Genomic DNA, 15,546 nt, shown 5'->3' with positions numbered 1-15,546 from the left:
ATGATTCGATTCGAACAGGTTGCCAAGCGCTACCCCAACGGCCACGTGGGGCTGCACGAGCTGAGTTTCCGGGCGCGTCGGGGCGAATTCCTGTTCGTCACCGGGCATTCGGGTGCAGGTAAAAGTACGCTGCTGCGCCTGCTGCTGGCCATGGAGCGTCCCACCAGCGGCAAACTGATGCTGGCCGGGCAGGACCTGGGTCAGATCAGCAATTCGCAGATCCCGTTCCTGCGCCGCCAGATAGGCGTGGTGTTCCAGAACCACCAGTTGCTGTTCGACCGCACGGTCTTCAACAACATTGCCTTGCCCCTGCAGATACTGGGCTTGTCCAAGGCCGAGATCGCCAAGCGCGTGGACTCGGCGCTGGAGCGGGTGTCTCTGGTCGACAAAGGCGAGTTGTACCCTGCCGACTTGTCGACCGGCCAACAGCAGCGCGTGGGTATCGCCCGCGCCATCGTGCACCAGCCAGCCTTGCTGCTGGCCGACGAGCCAACCGGCAACCTCGACCCGCGCCTGGCCGCAGAGATCATGGGTGTTTTCGAAGACATCAACCGACTGGGCACAACCGTCTTGATTGCCAGCCATGACCTGGCACTGATCGCGCGCATGCGTCACCGCATGTTGACCTTGCAGCGCGGCCGTTTGATCGGCGACGGGGAGGCCGGACAATGAGCACTACACGTTCACCAAAAGTTTCCGAGCGCGTTGCGCCCAAGCCTGCCGACCCCCAGCCTGCCAAGAAGCGTGGTGCAGGCGCCGACGATGACGGCCCGGACCTGCGTACCCTTATGCACGCCTGGCTTGAAAGCCATCGCGCCAGCCTGGCGGACAGCTTGCGGCGACTGGGCAAGCAACCCATTGGCAGCTTCTTCACCTGCATGGTGATGGCCGTGGCGCTGAGCATGCCCATGGGGCTGTCATTGCTGCTCAAGAACGTCGAGCAATTGGGCGGGTCCTGGCAGCGCGCCGCGCAAATCTCCCTGTACCTCAAGCTCGATGCCAACAGCCGTGACGGCGAGGCGTTGCGCGATGAAATCAAGGGCATGCCGGGCGTAGCAGAGGCGCAGTATGTGAGTCGCGAGCAGGCACTGCAGGAGTTCCAGCAGCAATCGGGCCTCGGCGAGGCGCTGCGAGAGTTGCCCGACAACCCACTGCCCGGCGTGGTCGTGGTGACCCCGACCGAAGTCGACAAGCCGGCTCTGGAAGCGCTGCGTCAGCGCCTGTCCGAGTTGCCGCGCGTCGATGTGGCGCAGCTGGACCTGGTATGGGTCGAGCGACTGGCGGCCATCCTCAAGCTTGGGGACCGGTTCGTATTCGGGCTGGCCGTCATGCTGATTTCCGCGCTGCTCTTAGTAATTGGTAACACAATTCGTCTACATATCGAGAACCGCCGTGTCGAGATCGAGGTGATCAAGCTGGTGGGGGGCACCGATGCCTACGTACGCCGGCCTTTCCTGTACATGGGGGCCTTGTACGGCCTGGGTGCGGGCCTGTTGGCCTGGGCTATCCTGGCGTTTGGCCTAGGGTGGCTGAACGAGGCCGTGGTGAGCCTTTCTGGTCTGTATGGCAGCGATTTTGCCTTGGGTGGCGTACCGGCCTCCGATGGTCTTTCGCTCTTGATCGGAGCGGTGCTGTTGGGGTATATCGGTGCATGGATTGCAGTCGCCCGCCACTTGAACGACCTGGCGCCGCGATAGTTTTTATTTGCCAGCATTGGCCTGGGCGCGCCCGTTGGAACTTGTACCTGGGCCCCAGGTCTATGTAGGCAGCGCCTGAAAAGCGCGAGTTCAGTAAGTCGGAGGTTCTTTAATGACCACATCGTTGCAACCTGCGTATGCCCTGGTACCCGGTGCAAACCTGGAGTCCTACGTGCATACGGTCAACAGCATCCCGCTGCTGACTGTCGAGCAGGAGCGGGATCTGGCTGAGCGTCTCTATTACGAGCAGGACCTCGAAGCTGCTCGGCAAATGGTAATGGCCCACCTGCGGTTCGTCGTGCACATCGCCCGCAGCTATGCCGGTTATGGGCTGGCCCAGGCCGACCTGATCCAGGAAGGCAACGTCGGCCTGATGAAGGCCGTCAAGCGATTCAACCCGGAAATGGGCGTACGCCTGGTGTCGTTCGCCGTGCACTGGATCAAGGCCGAAATCCACGAGTTCATCCTGCGCAACTGGCGCATCGTCAAGGTGGCGACCACCAAGGCCCAGCGCAAGCTGTTCTTCAACCTGCGCAGCCAGAAAAAGCGTCTGGCCTGGTTGAACAACGACGAAGTGCATCGGGTTGCCGAAAGCCTGGGGGTCGAGCCTCGTGAAGTACGCGAGATGGAAAGCCGTCTGAGCGGTCACGACATGGCGTTCGATCCGGCGGCCGAAGCCGACGACGACAGTGCCTTCCAGTCGCCAGCGCATTACCTGGAAGACCACCGTTACGACCCGGCGGTACAACTTGAAGACGCAGACTGGAGCGACAACTCCACCAGCAACCTTCATGAAGCCCTGCAGGGCCTGGATGACCGTAGCCGGGATATTCTGTACCAGCGCTGGTTGGCCGAAGAGAAAGCCACCCTGCATGAGCTGGCCGAGAAATACAGCGTGTCGGCCGAGCGTATTCGCCAGCTGGAGAAGAACGCGATGAACAAGGTCAAGGCCTTGATCGCTGCCTGATCGTTCTCTGTTCGACAAAAAGCCGCTGCCCTGCAAGGGGACAGCGGCTTTTTCATGCCTGCTCTGTATGCGGTGACAGGCTCAGGGCCTGCGTGATGTGTCCAGTTGCATCAGGTAGCTGGGCCCGCCCAGCTGGCTCATCTGGCGGCGAATCCAGCTCGCGCGGCTGGCCACGTAGGTGCTTGGCTTGCCAGCATTCCACTTGAGGGGGCTGGGCAGCACGGCGGCCAGTTGTGCGGCTTGCTGCCGGCTGAGTTGACTGGCTTCCACGCCAAAGTGATAGCGAGCGGCTGCCTGGGCACCGAATACCCCTTGGCCCCACTCGGCACTGTTGAGGTAGACCTCGAGAATGCGCTGCTTGGTCCAGAACAGTTCCATCAAGCCAGTGAACCATGCTTCCAGACCCTTGCGCAGCCAGCTACGCCCTGGCCACAGGAACAGGTTCTTGGCCACCTGTTGGGTCAGGGTGCTGGCGCCGCGCACGTTACCGCCACGCTCGTTGAAGGCCAGGGCTGCCTGGATGGCGGGTATGTCGAAGCCCCAGTGGCTGGCGAATTTCTGGTCTTCACCGGCAATGACAGCCACCTTGAGGTCATCGGAGATATGGTCCCAACTCACCCATTCGCGCTGCAGGTCAATCGGTTCGCCGCTTACCCACGATTGCACCTTGCGCTCGAGCATCAACGCCGTGCCGGGCGGAGGTACCCAGCGAAACACCAGGACCAGCACGATACTCACGGCGGCAAACCAGAGCAGAGCGCGCAGAAGACGTCGGAGAAGGTTTCGCAGCATAGGGTGGCTTGGCCGGACGTTGGGGAAGGGCCATTATACAGACCCGATTCGAGGAGTCGTCCCATGCTTCGCAGCTTCCTGATGCTTGCCGCTTTTTTCGGTTTTACCGGCGTGGCCCTGGGCGCCTTTGCAGCCCACGGCCTGAAAAATCGACTCAGCGCTGACTACCTGGCTATTTTCCACACCGGAGTCACCTACCAACTGGTTCACGCGCTGGCGCTGTTTGGCGTGGCATTGCTGGCGGTCCATCTGCCTGGCCGGCTGGTGGGTTGGGCCGGTTATCTGTTCGTGCTGGGTATCGTGCTGTTCTCCGGCAGCCTGTACCTGCTGACACTGACGGGCATCAGCAAGCTGGGCATGATCACGCCCATCGGCGGCCTGTGCTTCCTGGCAGGGTGGCTCTGCCTAGGGCTCGCCGCATGGCGACTGGGCTGACCGCCCAGTCCACATTAACGACTAATGGCGTGCGGTGGCCTTGGGTTGCGCGGCCTTTCGGCGCTAGAATGCGGGCCCCAAAGAACAATGGTGGCCGTGAGCATGCGTATCCAACTGAACGGTGAACCCTACGAATTGCCTGCTGGCGAAAGCGTCGCCGGGCTACTGGCACGCCTTGAGCTGGCTGGCCGCCGCGTGGCGGTTGAGCTGAATCAGGACATCGTGCCGCGCAGTCAGCATGACACCACCGCGCTGAGCGATGGCGACCAGGTCGAAGTGGTGCACGCCATCGGTGGCGGCTGACCGCTGTCGGCAACCCAACCGCAGGCCCAGCAACCTTTTCCCGAGGAACAACGATGAGCAACGTTCGCAGCGACAAGCCCTTCACCCTGGCCGGGCGCACCTTCCAGTCGCGCCTGCTGGTAGGCACCGGCAAGTACCGTGACATGGAGCAAACCCGCCAGGCCATCGAGGCCTCGGGTGCCGAGATCGTGACTGTCGCGGTGCGCCGCACGAACATTGGTCAGAACCCGGGCGAGCCGAACCTGCTGGACGTACTGCCGCCGGACCGCTACACCATTCTGCCCAATACTGCCGGCTGCTATGACGCCGTCGAGGCGGTGCGCACCTGCCGTCTGGCCAGGGAGCTGCTCGATGGGCACAACCTGGTCAAGCTGGAAGTGCTGGCCGACCAGAAAACCCTGTTCCCCAACGTGATCGAAACCCTCAAGGCCGCCGAAGTGCTCGTCAAGGATGGCTTCGACGTGATGGTCTACACCAGCGACGACCCGATCATCGCCCGCCAGCTGGCCGAAGCCGGCTGTATCGCCGTCATGCCCCTGGCTGGCCTGATCGGTACGGGGCTTGGCATCTGCAATCCTTACAACCTGCAGATCATCCTCGAAGAATCCAAGGTACCGGTACTGGTGGATGCTGGCGTAGGCACTGCCTCCGACGCCACCATCGCAATGGAAATGGGCTGCGAGGCGGTACTGATGAACTCGGCCATCGCCCACGCCCAGCAACCGGTACTGATGGCCGAGGCCATGAAGCACGCCATCGTGGCGGGTCGCATGGCATACCTGGCCGGTCGCATGCCCAAGAAACTCTATGCCAGCGCCTCTTCGCCGCTGGATGGTCTGATCAAGTAAGAGCCCCTGATGACTGATTCACAAGATCTGCCGAACGCCGCCGACGGCGACGCCCGCCCGCACCGCCGCATCAAGAGCTTCGTGATGCGTGCCGGGCGCATGACCGAAGGCCAGCAGCGCGGCCTGGACCAGGGTGGGCCGCTGTACGTCCTGCCGCTGGCGGACAGCCCGGTCGACTATGACCAGGTCTTCGGCCGCTCGGCACCGCGCACGCTGGAAATCGGCTTCGGCATGGGTCACTCCCTGTTGGAAATGGCGGCCGCTGCACCTGAGCAGGACTTCATCGGTGTCGAGGTCCATCGCCCAGGCGTAGGAGCACTGCTCAACGGCGTGCTCACCCAAGGGCTGACCAACCTGCGGGTATATGACTGCGATGCCATCGAAGTGTTGAATCGTTGCGTGGCCGACGACAGCCTCGACCGCCTGATGCTGTTCTTCCCCGACCCTTGGCACAAGGCGCGTCACCACAAGCGTCGCATCGTCCAGCTGGAGTTCGCCGAGTTGGTCCGGCGCAAGCTCAAGCCAGGCGGCGTGTTCCACATGGCCACGGACTGGGAACCCTATGCCGAGTACATGCTGGAAGTGATGAATGCAGCCCCTGGCTATCGTAACCAGGCAGCGGACGGTACCTACGTGCCGCGCCCAAGCGAGCGGCCGATCACCAAGTTCGAACGCCGCGGCGAGCGCTTGGGCCATGGTGTGTGGGACCTGAAATTCGAAAAGACCGCGTGAGGCGATGAACCGTACGCTGTGCTGATAGACAAAAAACCGCCTCGAAAGGGCGGTTTTTTTGGTTGCTGAGCCGCTAGGCGGCCTTACGCTGAAGCGTTGCGCATAAGGCGCCTGGACTGCTACAGCTTCAGCCGCGACGATCCGCTACCACACCGATCAGCGCCAAGACCACCAGCAGCACAGGCGCCAACGCATAGTTGTTGAACTGGCTCAGCCCCTTCAGGACCCAAGGTGTGGCGTAGATCAAGGCCGCGCCGCTGCCGATCATCACCAGCAATGCCATCAGCGGTACCCGCAGGGCCCCTGTCAGCCCTCCCAGGCGCTGTTCAGCCCAGGCCTTGATGTCCGTCCCGAACAGCACCAGCAGACAGCCTACCAACGCCAGAGAAATCTCCGACAAGTTGCTGCGGCTCCAGCGGGAAATCGTCGCGAGCAGGTCGAGTACCAAATCCATGGGTCATCCTTAGGTCAAGAAATACTGCAGCAAGTCATTGAGGAACAGTTGGCCCCTGGGCGTTGCCACCAGTCGATCCGGTTCGACCTGCAAAAGCCCTCTTTGTTCTGCAAGGCGACGGGCTTGGGCCAGCCGTGCGAGCGGCAATCCCGTGCGCTCGGTGAACAGCTGCGCTTCCACACCCTGGGTCAGGCGCAGCGCGTTCATCAGGAACTCGAAGGGCAATTCGTCATCGGGCAACTGTTTTTCGCCGGCCTTGAACGGCTTGGCCAGGTTCAGGTAGTCCTTGGGCAACCGGGTTTTCCAGGTGCGTACGATGCGCCCGTCGGCGTAGGTGAGCTTGCCATGGGCGCCGGCACCGATACCGATGAAGTCCCCGAAGCGCCAGTAGTTGAGGTTGTGGCGAGCAGCGCGCTCGGGCTGGGCGTAGGCAGACACCTCGTACTGGCCAAACCCGTTGGCCGCCATCAGGCCTTGGCCGGCCTCCTGAATGTCCCAGAGGATATCGTCCTCAGGCAGCTCGGGCGGCTGGTTCCAGAATACGGTGTTGGGTTCTACCGTCAGCTGATACCAGGACAGGTGCGTGGGCCCAAGCTCAATTGCCTGACGCAGATCGCCCAGGGCGTCGTCCATCGTTTGGTCGGGCAAGCCGTGCATCAGGTCCATGTTGAAGTTGTCGAAGCCTGCGGCCCTTGCCATGCCAGCGGCGCGGATCGCCTCCTCGCCGTTATGGATGCGGCCCAGCGCTTGCAGCTTGGCCGGTTGGAAACTCTGCACGCCAATGGACAGGCGGTTGATGCCGGTCTGGCGATAGGCCTTGAACTTGTCCTGTTCGAACGTTCCCGGGTTGGCTTCCAGGGTGATCTCGATGTCCGAAGCGAACGGGATGCGTTGCTCGACGCCGCGCAGCAACCGGCCCAGGGCATCGGCGCTGAACAGGCTGGGTGTGCCACCACCGAAGAAGATCGAGGTGATGATGCGGCCCTGGACTGCGGCCAGTTCCTGATCAAGGTCGGTCAGCAGCGCCGCCACGTAGGCCGTTTCGGGCAGTTCAGGCCCGGCGGCATGGGAATTGAAGTCGCAGTAGGGGCATTTGCGCACGCACCACGGGATATGGATGTACAACGCCAACGGCGGCAGCTGGCTGATGCCGGGTGCCTGGATGAGCGGCGACGTCAGGGTCATGCCAGGCCCAGACGTTGACGCAGTAGCGCCATGGCGCGGGCACGGTGGCTGATCTGGTTCTTGTCAGCCGGGGTCAGGTCGGCGCTTGAGCAATCACGTTCTGGCACCCAGAACAGCGGGTCGTAACCAAAACCATGTTCGCCGCTCGCCTTGAACAGGATGCTGCCCTGCCACAGGCCTTCGCACAGGATTGGCAGCGGATCATCGGCGTGACGCACCAGCGCCAAGACGCAGACGAACTGCGCAGTGCGCTCGGCCTGCGGCACGTTCTTCAGCGCGTCGAGCAACTTGGCGTTGTTGGCGGCATCGCCCTGGCCATCGGCATAACGCGCCGAGTAGATGCCCGGTGCACCGCCCAGGCAGTCCACGGCCAGACCAGAATCGTCCGCCAAGGCGGGGAGCCCGGAAATACGCGCGGCATTGCGGGCCTTCAAGATGGCGTTCTCGACGAACGACAGACCGGTTTCTTCCGGCTCGACCTGGCTGAATTCGCCGATCGATCGCAATTGCACGGATTGACCGAGCATCGCCTGCAGTTCCTTGAGTTTGCCGGCGTTATGGCTGGCCAATACGAGTTGCTGGAAATTCATCATTCGCCTGGGAAAACGTCCTGGTTGAAGCTGAAGGAGTGACTGACACCACCGGCTTGGACGCCTAGCTCGAAGACGACGGTCTCAGGTTGTTCGATCGTGAATTGGGCGACGTACGACGCGGTGCCGTGGTCGGTCACCTGCTTGAAGGCCAGGGGCTGCTTGCGCCCGGTCAGGTCCTTGACCGCGCCGCTGACCACGGCCGTAATCGGCTTGCCGTCTCTGAGTACGGTAAGGCTCAGCACGCCCTGGTGACGGCTGCGGACCAGCCCCGTGGCCGCTGCGACCTGCGGGGTGAGCATGCTCGAGGTGAACGCGCCGTAGTGCACCGTGATATCGCCAAATACTTCTTTGCGAGCAGCGCGTGCAGTATCGGCTGCCAGTACTGGCAACGCCAGACACAGGCCGATCAAAAGCAGGGCAAGGCGACGCATGGCGCAGATTCTCCTGGGTCAGACCGCGACTTGATGTGCCTGCAGGCCGGGGCTGCTGACGCGGTAGATACCGATTTCGCCAAGCAGGTTGGGCCACAGCCGGCCGCCCAGGCCGTTGCGGTGCATATGGTCCACCGCCAGCCGGTCCAGCACCTTGGCCTTGCGCTCGTGAACCAGCTCTTCGAAATCGGCGAAGGTGCAGAAGTGGATGTTGGGGGTGTTGTACCAGGTGTACGGCATGAAGTCCGAGACGGGCATGCGGCCTTTGGTCGCGAGGTACCACCGGCAGCGCCAGTGACCGAAGTTGGGGAAGGTGATGATGCACTGGCGACCGACGCGCAGCATTTCGTCCAGGATGCGGTCGGGGTACTCCACCGCCTGCAAGGCCTGGGTCATGATCACCACATCGAAACTGTCGCTGGCGAAATTGCCCAGGCCTTTGTCCAGGTCCTGCTCGATGACGTTCACGCCCTTGGCCACGCAGGCGGCGATGTTGTCCCCGTCGATCTCCAGGCCGTAGCCGGTGACCTGCTTGCGGTCGCGCAGCGAAGCCAGCAGCTCGCCGGTACCACAGCCCAGGTCCAGTACCCGGCTGCCGGCGGGAATCCAGTCGTGGATGATTTCCAGATCGGCTCTCATGCTGTCCTCAGATGGCAATGCGGTTCATGTAGTTCGAGAAACCCTGCATGTAGCGAGGCGTGGGAATCAGGAAGGCATCGTGGCCGTAGGGCGAGTCGATTTCCAGGTAGCAGACGTCCTTGCGCGCCGCCATCAGGGCATCGACGATTTCCCGCGAACGGGCCGGCGAGAAGCGCCAGTCGGTAGTGAACGACATGATGCAGTAGCTGGCCTTGACGTGGGCCAGGGTCGCGGCCAGATCGCCGTTGTGAGCCGCAGCCGGGTCGAAGTAGTCCAGGGCCTTGGTCATCAGCAGGTACGTGTTGGCATCGAAGCGCCCGGAGAATTCTTCGCCTTGATAGCGCAGGTAGCTTTCGACCTGGAATTCCACGCTGTGGAAGTCGTAGTTGAGCTTGTCACTCTTGAGCTCGCGGCCGAATTTCTCACCCATCGAGTCATCCGACAGGTAGGTGATATGCCCGACCATGCGTGCCAGCATCAGGCCCCGCTTGGGAATGACGCCCTGGTCCTGGAACGAGCCGCCATGGAACTCGGGGTCGGTGAGAATGGCCTGGCGCGCCACCTCGTTGAATGCGATGTTCTGCGCGGACAGCTTGGGCGCCGAGGCGATATCGACACAATGGCGCACGCGTTCGGGATAGCTGATGGTCCACTGCAGCGCCTGCATGCCGCCCAAGCTACCACCCACCACGGCTGCCCACTGCGCGATGCCCAGGCGCTCTGCCAGGCGGACCTGGCTGTGAACCCAGTCTTCGACGGTCAGGATCGGGAAGTCGGCGCCATAGGCCTTGCCAGTGGCCGGGTTGATGCTGCTCGGCCCGGTGCTGCCATTGCAGCCACCCAGGTTGTTCAGGCTGACCACGAAGAAGCGATTGGTGTCGATGGGCTTGCCTGGGCCGATGCAGCTGTCCCACCAACCCGGCTTGCGGTCAGTGGCAGCGTGGTAACCCGCGGCATGGTGATGCCCAGACAGGGCATGGCAAATCAGTACCGCATTGCTCGCGCTGGCGTTCAGCGTGCCATAGGTCTCGTAGACCAGCTCATAGCGGTTCAGTGAACGGCCGCAGGCCAGAGCCAGCGGCTCGTCGAACCGGGCGGTCTGGGGTATGACCAGACCGACGGAATCTTCGGGAAAGACAGTGGACATCGACCCTGCTCACGCTTGACGGAGGCGTAAGTCTAAAGAGCACCACCCCCAGCGGCAAGCGAAGGCTTGTCGCCGGGGTGCTGTCGGGTCAGATCATCCGCCACAGCTCTTGCGGCATGCCAGCGTAGGCGGCCAATGGCGGCATGACGAACGACTGGATGACCTGGATGGCCAGGAACGCGAAGATCGGCGAAATATCCAAACCCCCAAGGTTCGGCACGATACGGCGGAACGGCGCCAGCACCGGCTCGCTGATCTGATACGCAAGCTCGGCCGCCGGGTTGTGGCTGTTGGGCGCTATCCAGGAAACGATCACCATGACGATCATGGCCACCCAGAAGATTTTCAGGAACAGCGAGGTGATACCGATGATGGCCCACAACAGCAGGTGCAGCACATCACCGAAGGTACCGTAGGTCACCATCAGCACGAACCCCATCAGCAAGGCCTGTATGACCACGGCCAACAGCAGCGACGAGGTATCCAGCCCGGCGATGCTGGGTACGATTCGGCGGATCGGCTTGAGCAGCGGCTGGGTCGCTCGCACCGTGAACTGGCTGAGCGGGTTGTAGAAGTTGGCCTTGACCAGTTGCAGCACAAAGCGCAGCAGGACGATCACCAGGTACAGGCTGACCAGGGTTTGCACCACGAAGATCGCGGCGCCGGACAGTGCATTCATCTGAAACTCCTTATTTGCCCAGTTGCTCGGCCAGTTCTGCAGAGCGCGTGGCTGCAGCCCGCAGCGCCTGCTCCACGATGGCCTCGAAGCCACTGGCCTGGAACGATTTGATGGCGGCTTCGGTGGTGCCGGCAGGTGAGGTCACGCGGCGGCGCAATTCGGCGGCATCCACATCGCTGGCAACCGCCATGCGGGCGGCGCCCAGCGCCGTGTGCAAGGTCAACTCGGTGGCGGTCTCACGGGGCAGGCCGAGTTTTTCGCCAGCCGCCGTCATGGCCTCGATCAGCAGGAAGAAATACGCAGGGCCGCTACCGGAGACGGCGGTCACTGCATCCAGTTGTTGTTCCTGTTCGAGCCAGAGCGCCGTCCCTACCGCCGACAACAGTTGCTCGGCCTGCTGGCGCTGCTCGGCCGTGACTTCGGCTGTGGCGTACAGGCCACTGACACCCTGGCGCAGCAGCGACGGCGTGTTCGGCATGCAACGCACCACTGGGCGGCTGCCCACCCAGCTCTGCAGGCTGGCGCAGGTGATACCTGCAGCGATGGACACGATCAGCTGGCCGTCCTTCAGGTCGGCGCGCAAGGCCTGGCACACGGTCTTCATCACCTGCGGCTTGACCGCCAGCACGATTACATCGGCGCCTTCGATGGCCTGTGCGTTGTGCTCGAAGGTTTCGATGCCCTGTTCGGCCTGAAGGCGGGTACGGGTTTCGGCACCGGGGTCGCTGGCGCGGATGTGCGACGCCTCCACGCCCTGGGCACGCAGACCACCGATCAGGCTTGCGGCCATGTTGCCGGCGCCGATAAAGGCAATACGTGTCTTGCTCATGTCAGGTCCTTGTTAGGAAAAGTGAGTTAAGCATGTCATCAAGCGTTGCCGTAGTCGCGGGCACCAAACAGGGCGGTGCCGATACGGGCCCAGGTCGCGCCTTGAGCAATTGCAGCTTCCAGGTCATGGCTCATGCCCATTGACAGGGTGTCCAGGCCCAGCCCTAGCGCGTCCTGTAGCTGACGCAACTGGGCGAAGGCGGCTTCCTGGTCGTTGCGATCATCGGTAGGTTCGGGGATTGCCATCAGCCCCCGCAAACGCAGGTTAGGCAGGGCAGCCACGGCCGTCACCAGGGCGGGCAGTTGCGCGGGTGCGCAACCGGCCTTGCTGGCTTCACCGCTGACGTTCACCTGCAGGCAGATGTTGAGCGGCGCCAGGCCAGCTGGGCGCTGTTCTGAAAGGCGTTGGGCGATTTTCAGGCGATCCACGGAGTGCACCCAGTCGAAATGCTCGGCAATGGCCTTGGTCTTGTTCGACTGAATCGGGCCAATGAAGTGCCAGGTCAGAGGCAGGTCGATGAGTTGCTGTTGTTTCGTCAGCGCCTCTTGTAGGTAGTTTTCCCCGAAATCATGCACGCCCGCGGCATGGAGTTCGCGTATGGCGGCGGCCGGCTTGGTTTTGCTGACAGCCAGCAGCCGGACGTCGGCGGGATCACGCCCGGCAGCCTGGGCGCCCCGCGTGATGCGGTCGCGAATCGAGGAAAGGTTGTCTGCTAGGGTGGACATAGATCGACGCCGGCAACTGAAGGTTCGCCGCATTTTACCTGGTTGAAGGCAGATGGGGAGTCTCATGGAGGTGACAGACCTGCTGGCGCTTGCCTTGAAGGCAGGTGCCAGTGACATGCACCTGGCTGCAGGTCAGGCGCCGGCGATGCGCGTGGATGGCGTGCTGCAACGCCTGCCGGTACCGATGGCAACGCCGGATGAATTGATGCGAAGCATGGAATCGTTGCTCGATGCCGACCCGTATCGACAGTGGGCTGCCGGTCACGACCTGGACGTGGCACTGGAGCTCCCCGCGCTCGGGCGGTTTCGCGTGAACCTGTTCAGGCAGATGAACGGCCCCGCGCTCACTGTCCGCTTGATCCCCGCGCGCATCGCCTGCGCTGAGGCGCTCGGCCTGGGCGAGATCATCCGAACCACTGGCCGATACCGTGACGGTCTGGTCCTCATAGGCGGGCCGACGGGCAGTGGCAAGACGAGCACATTGGCAGCCCTGCTCGATCAGATGGGCCGCGAGCGTGCGCTGCACATCGTCACCCTCGAGGATCCGATCGAGGTCGTCCATGCCAGCCATCAAGGTGTGGTCAACCAGCGCGAAATCGGCCGCGATTGCTGCAGCTTTAGCGCATTGCGCCAGGACCCCGACGTGATCGTGCTGGGCGAGTTGAGGGACCTGGAGACCATTCGTCTTGCACTGCGTGCCGCCGAAACGGGTCATCTGGTACTGGCAACCGTTCATACACGGTCAGCGGTGAACACTGTCGACCGGGTGGTGGAGGTATTCCCAGCGCAGGAAAAGCCTTGGGTGCGCGCGATGCTGGCGGACTCGCTACGAGTGGTTGTGGCGCAAGTGCTGGTCGGCCGGCGGGGCGGGGGCAGGGTCGCGGCGCGAGAAGTGCTGGTGGTGAACGATGCGGCCCGCAACCTGATCCGCGAAGGGCGCATGGCCCAGCTTCATTCGGTGATGCAGACCGGCGCGGCAGAGGGCATGCAAACCCTGGCCGGGGCCATGAAGCAACTTCAAGCGGGCGGGCTGCTCGCCGAGTGATGCAACCCGTGCCGCCGCCCATTACCCAAGGTGGGCAAGTGAGCGGCGGCGCACGAGATTGGGATGAGGTTCGATTAGCGCTTGGCCAGGCTTAGCTGTTGCTTTTCCTTGGGCAGTACGCGTTTGGCGACCACGTAGTGTTTCTGCCAGTAGGGCTTGCTCAGGTTATCGATGCTCACCCGCTTGCCGCGACGCGGCGCATGAATGAAGCGGTCATTGCCCAGGTAGATGGCAACATGGTTGACGCGGCGGCTCTTGATGTTGAAGAAGATCAGGTCGCCCGGCTTGAGGTCGCCCTTGGCGACCTTGGTACCGTGACCGCTGGCCATGGCGCTGGAGGTGCGAGGCAGGTTGACCTCGGCCACGTCGTTGAAGGCGTAGCGAACAAGGCCGCTGCAATCGAACCCTTTTTTCGGGCTGGTGCCGCCCCAAACATAAGGGGTGCCGAGCATGTTAACGGCACGATCGAGCACATCGCTGCTTTGCTTGCTCGACGCGGCTGCCACCGTCTTGCCACGCGTGGTGCTGGCAGCGTTGCCAGGACGGGCGTGCAGGGTGGTCTGCTTGATAGGCGTGCGCTTTACCGAAGCGTTGGTGGTGTAGCCGGTAAAGCCGTTGGGAAGACGTTGCTCACGGTTGGTGGCGTGGGCGGCCAGGGGCAATAGTAGGCAGAGGGTCAGCCATGTCTTGATCAAAGGCGGCATAGATGAAGCTCTTATGAATAGTTGTGTGTTGGGCGCGCAACTTTATAACAGCTTTTTGTTCAAATTCTGATCCGTTGGTCGATTCTCGCTTACCATCCGTCGGCCTTGGCGGAAAAAGTCACAACTTTTTTTAGAAAATTTAATCAGCAACCCACGAGGGCCATGCATGAATACTTATCAACAGGGCGCGCCCTTCCATGACACCCACAGCAAGGTGATCGGCTATTTGCTGTGGATCTTCGGCTTCACCGGCTCGCACCGTTTCTACTACGGCAAGCCCATCACCGGGACAATCTGGTTCTTCACCTTCGGGCTGCTGGGCATTGGCTGGCTCATCGACCTGCTCCTGATCCCGGCCATGGACCGCGAAGCCGACCTGCGTTTCCACTCTGGCCGCATCGACTACAACATCGCCTGGATACTGCTGACGTTCCTGGGCATCTTCGGCCTGCACCGCCTTTACCAAGGCAAGTGGATCACCGCCATCATCTACTTCTGCACGGGCGGGTTGTTCTTGGTGGGCGTCTTGTACGACTTCTGGACATTGAACGGGCAGGTGTCCGAGCGCAATGCCGGCCAGCGCTGACCGTCAGACCCTCTGGCGCGGCCTGGACAGGCCGCGCCAACCGCGCTGCACCAAGGCTATTGGCGGGTCTGACGCTGTTGCAGCAGCAGGTTACTGAAGCCTGCGCCTGCCAGTTGCTTCTGGGCCACGGTCAACTGCTCGCGGTTGCTGAACGGCCCGACCAGTACCCGATACCAGGTTTCGTCCTTCACCGTACCGGACTCAACTTTCACGCTCTGCCCCAGCAGGATGATCTGCGCGCGCACCTTGTCCGCATCGGCCTGCTTGCGGAATGAGCCTGCCTGCAGGAAGAACTGCGTGGTTGCCGCCGGCTTGATCACCGGAGGGGCAGGCGGTGGCGTCTGGCCCAGCAATGCAGCCTGGGCGCGTGCGGTGTCGATCTTGGCGGCCTCTGCCGGGGTCACTGGGGTGACGGGCTGGGCTGGCACAGGTGGCGTTTTCTCGGGCACGGCCTCAGGCGGCACGATGACTTCCGACTCCGGCAGCAAGGTGTAGAAATCGTACTTGGGCTTTACCGGCTGTTGCGGTGTGGCCTGGGTCGACTTCCCGGCTTCGACCGTCTTTTCGGTTTTCTGCTGCTCGGGCTTGGTGCGCTTGATATCGCCGCCACCGGGTTCGAGCTTCATCAGGAACACGATGAACGCACCGATGGTCAGGCCGACTGCAAGCCATACCCAGCCGGGCATGGGCTGCTTGGCGGGCGCCGTCTGGCGACTGGCGCCACGTTTGGGAGCAGGTTTCTTCTTGGCAGCCAC

General features: G+C 62.5%; 21 protein-coding genes. 9 read left to right on the top strand and 12 right to left on the bottom strand.

Annotated elements, in window-relative coordinates:
• The 3 genes from ftsE to rpoH all read left to right on the top strand — a co-directional run bounded on the left by ftsE (position 1) and on the right by rpoH (position 2,664).
• Complete coding sequence (gene ftsE, locus NMB38_RS20670; RefSeq protein ID WP_023532835.1) at positions 1 to 672, top strand: cell division ATP-binding protein FtsE; 672 nt, start codon at positions 1 to 3, stop codon at positions 670 to 672.
• A complete protein-coding gene (ftsX, locus tag NMB38_RS20665; protein WP_494354861.1) occupies positions 669 to 1,697 on the top strand; it encodes a permease-like cell division protein FtsX in 1,029 nt (342 codons plus the stop codon). The genes ftsE and ftsX overlap by 4 nt, the downstream gene beginning before the upstream one ends.
• A gap of 112 nt (positions 1,698 to 1,809) precedes the next feature.
• Positions 1,810 to 2,664, top strand: coding sequence for an RNA polymerase sigma factor RpoH (gene rpoH / locus NMB38_RS20660; RefSeq protein WP_023532728.1), 855 nt, complete (start codon positions 1,810 to 1,812; stop codon positions 2,662 to 2,664).
• An 81-nt stretch (positions 2,665 to 2,745) separates the two neighbouring features.
• Here the strand turns inward: rpoH and mtgA are convergent, their stop codons facing one another.
• Positions 2,746 to 3,456: a monofunctional biosynthetic peptidoglycan transglycosylase gene (gene mtgA, locus NMB38_RS20655; protein WP_027913491.1), complete on the bottom strand. Its 711-nt coding sequence runs from the start codon at positions 3,454 to 3,456 to the stop codon at positions 2,746 to 2,748.
• Between the two features lie 63 nt (positions 3,457 to 3,519).
• Between mtgA and NMB38_RS20650 the strand changes: the two genes are divergently transcribed.
• The 4 genes from NMB38_RS20650 (at position 3,520) to trmB (ending at position 5,774) form a co-directional block, all read left to right on the top strand.
• Positions 3,520 to 3,891, top strand: a complete 372-nt coding sequence (locus NMB38_RS20650; protein ID WP_027913492.1) for a DUF423 domain-containing protein — start codon at positions 3,520 to 3,522, stop codon at positions 3,889 to 3,891.
• A gap of 102 nt (positions 3,892 to 3,993) precedes the next feature.
• Positions 3,994 to 4,194, top strand: a complete 201-nt coding sequence (thiS, locus tag NMB38_RS20645; protein WP_033728350.1) for a sulfur carrier protein ThiS — start codon at positions 3,994 to 3,996, stop codon at positions 4,192 to 4,194.
• Positions 4,195 to 4,247: 53 nt separating this feature from the next.
• Complete coding sequence (locus NMB38_RS20640; protein WP_023532295.1) at positions 4,248 to 5,042, top strand: thiazole synthase; 795 nt, start codon at positions 4,248 to 4,250, stop codon at positions 5,040 to 5,042.
• 9 nt (positions 5,043 to 5,051) lie between these two features.
• A complete protein-coding gene (gene trmB / locus NMB38_RS20635; RefSeq protein ID WP_028686691.1) occupies positions 5,052 to 5,774 on the top strand; it encodes a tRNA (guanosine(46)-N7)-methyltransferase TrmB in 723 nt (240 codons plus the stop codon).
• Between the two features lie 127 nt (positions 5,775 to 5,901).
• Here the strand turns inward: trmB and NMB38_RS20630 are convergent, their stop codons facing one another.
• The 9 genes from NMB38_RS20630 to NMB38_RS20590 form a co-directional block, all read right to left on the bottom strand.
• Positions 5,902 to 6,228, bottom strand: coding sequence for a DUF3392 domain-containing protein (locus NMB38_RS20630; RefSeq protein ID WP_023532330.1), 327 nt, complete (start codon positions 6,226 to 6,228; stop codon positions 5,902 to 5,904).
• 9 nt (positions 6,229 to 6,237) lie between these two features.
• Complete coding sequence (gene hemW, locus NMB38_RS20625; RefSeq protein WP_490805784.1) at positions 6,238 to 7,413, bottom strand: radical SAM family heme chaperone HemW; 1,176 nt, start codon at positions 7,411 to 7,413, stop codon at positions 6,238 to 6,240.
• The gene (rdgB, locus tag NMB38_RS20620) at positions 7,410 to 8,006 is read right to left on the bottom strand and encodes an RdgB/HAM1 family non-canonical purine NTP pyrophosphatase (protein ID WP_027913496.1); all 597 of its coding nucleotides are present in this window, start codon (positions 8,004 to 8,006) and stop codon (positions 7,410 to 7,412) included. The genes hemW and rdgB overlap by 4 nt, the downstream gene beginning before the upstream one ends.
• Complete coding sequence (locus tag NMB38_RS20615) at positions 8,003 to 8,437, bottom strand: DUF4426 domain-containing protein (RefSeq protein ID WP_027913497.1); 435 nt, start codon at positions 8,435 to 8,437, stop codon at positions 8,003 to 8,005. The genes rdgB and NMB38_RS20615 overlap by 4 nt, the downstream gene beginning before the upstream one ends.
• A gap of 18 nt (positions 8,438 to 8,455) precedes the next feature.
• Entirely contained in the window at positions 8,456 to 9,076 is a 621-nt protein-coding gene (gene metW / locus NMB38_RS20610; RefSeq protein WP_023532733.1) for a methionine biosynthesis protein MetW, read from the bottom strand.
• 7 nt (positions 9,077 to 9,083) lie between these two features.
• Complete coding sequence (gene metX, locus NMB38_RS20605) at positions 9,084 to 10,223, bottom strand: homoserine O-succinyltransferase MetX (RefSeq protein WP_028686690.1); 1,140 nt, start codon at positions 10,221 to 10,223, stop codon at positions 9,084 to 9,086.
• Positions 10,224 to 10,311: 88 nt separating this feature from the next.
• Complete coding sequence (locus NMB38_RS20600) at positions 10,312 to 10,902, bottom strand: YggT family protein (protein ID WP_023532686.1); 591 nt, start codon at positions 10,900 to 10,902, stop codon at positions 10,312 to 10,314.
• Positions 10,903 to 10,912: 10 nt separating this feature from the next.
• Positions 10,913 to 11,731: a pyrroline-5-carboxylate reductase gene (gene proC, locus NMB38_RS20595; protein WP_027913499.1), complete on the bottom strand. Its 819-nt coding sequence runs from the start codon at positions 11,729 to 11,731 to the stop codon at positions 10,913 to 10,915.
• Positions 11,732 to 11,769: 38 nt separating this feature from the next.
• Complete coding sequence (locus NMB38_RS20590) at positions 11,770 to 12,456, bottom strand: YggS family pyridoxal phosphate-dependent enzyme (protein WP_111475148.1); 687 nt, start codon at positions 12,454 to 12,456, stop codon at positions 11,770 to 11,772.
• 64 nt (positions 12,457 to 12,520) lie between these two features.
• Here NMB38_RS20590 and NMB38_RS20585 point away from each other — a divergent pair, with 64 nt between their 5' ends.
• Complete coding sequence (locus NMB38_RS20585; RefSeq protein WP_494354860.1) at positions 12,521 to 13,501, top strand: type IV pilus twitching motility protein PilT; 981 nt, start codon at positions 12,521 to 12,523, stop codon at positions 13,499 to 13,501.
• Positions 13,502 to 13,575: 74 nt separating this feature from the next.
• Here NMB38_RS20585 and NMB38_RS20580 read toward each other — a convergent pair whose 3' ends face one another.
• The gene (locus tag NMB38_RS20580; RefSeq protein ID WP_140174940.1) at positions 13,576 to 14,205 is read right to left on the bottom strand and encodes a C40 family peptidase; all 630 of its coding nucleotides are present in this window, start codon (positions 14,203 to 14,205) and stop codon (positions 13,576 to 13,578) included.
• A 166-nt stretch (positions 14,206 to 14,371) separates the two neighbouring features.
• On the opposite strand from NMB38_RS20580, the gene NMB38_RS20575 reads away from it, so the two are divergent.
• Positions 14,372 to 14,791 carry an NINE protein gene (locus NMB38_RS20575; RefSeq protein ID WP_490805783.1) on the top strand — a complete coding sequence of 140 codons (420 nt, stop codon included), beginning with the start codon at positions 14,372 to 14,374 and terminating at the stop codon, positions 14,789 to 14,791.
• 56 nt (positions 14,792 to 14,847) lie between these two features.
• Here NMB38_RS20575 and NMB38_RS20570 read toward each other — a convergent pair whose 3' ends face one another.
• Positions 14,848 to 15,546, bottom strand: coding sequence for an SPOR domain-containing protein (locus NMB38_RS20570; protein WP_023532748.1), 699 nt, complete (start codon positions 15,544 to 15,546; stop codon positions 14,848 to 14,850).

Source organism: Pseudomonas sp. FBCC-B35 (genome assembly GCF_059133755.1).
Note: the sequence above shows the minus strand (reverse complement) of the source record. Positions and strands in the feature narration are given on the sequence as shown.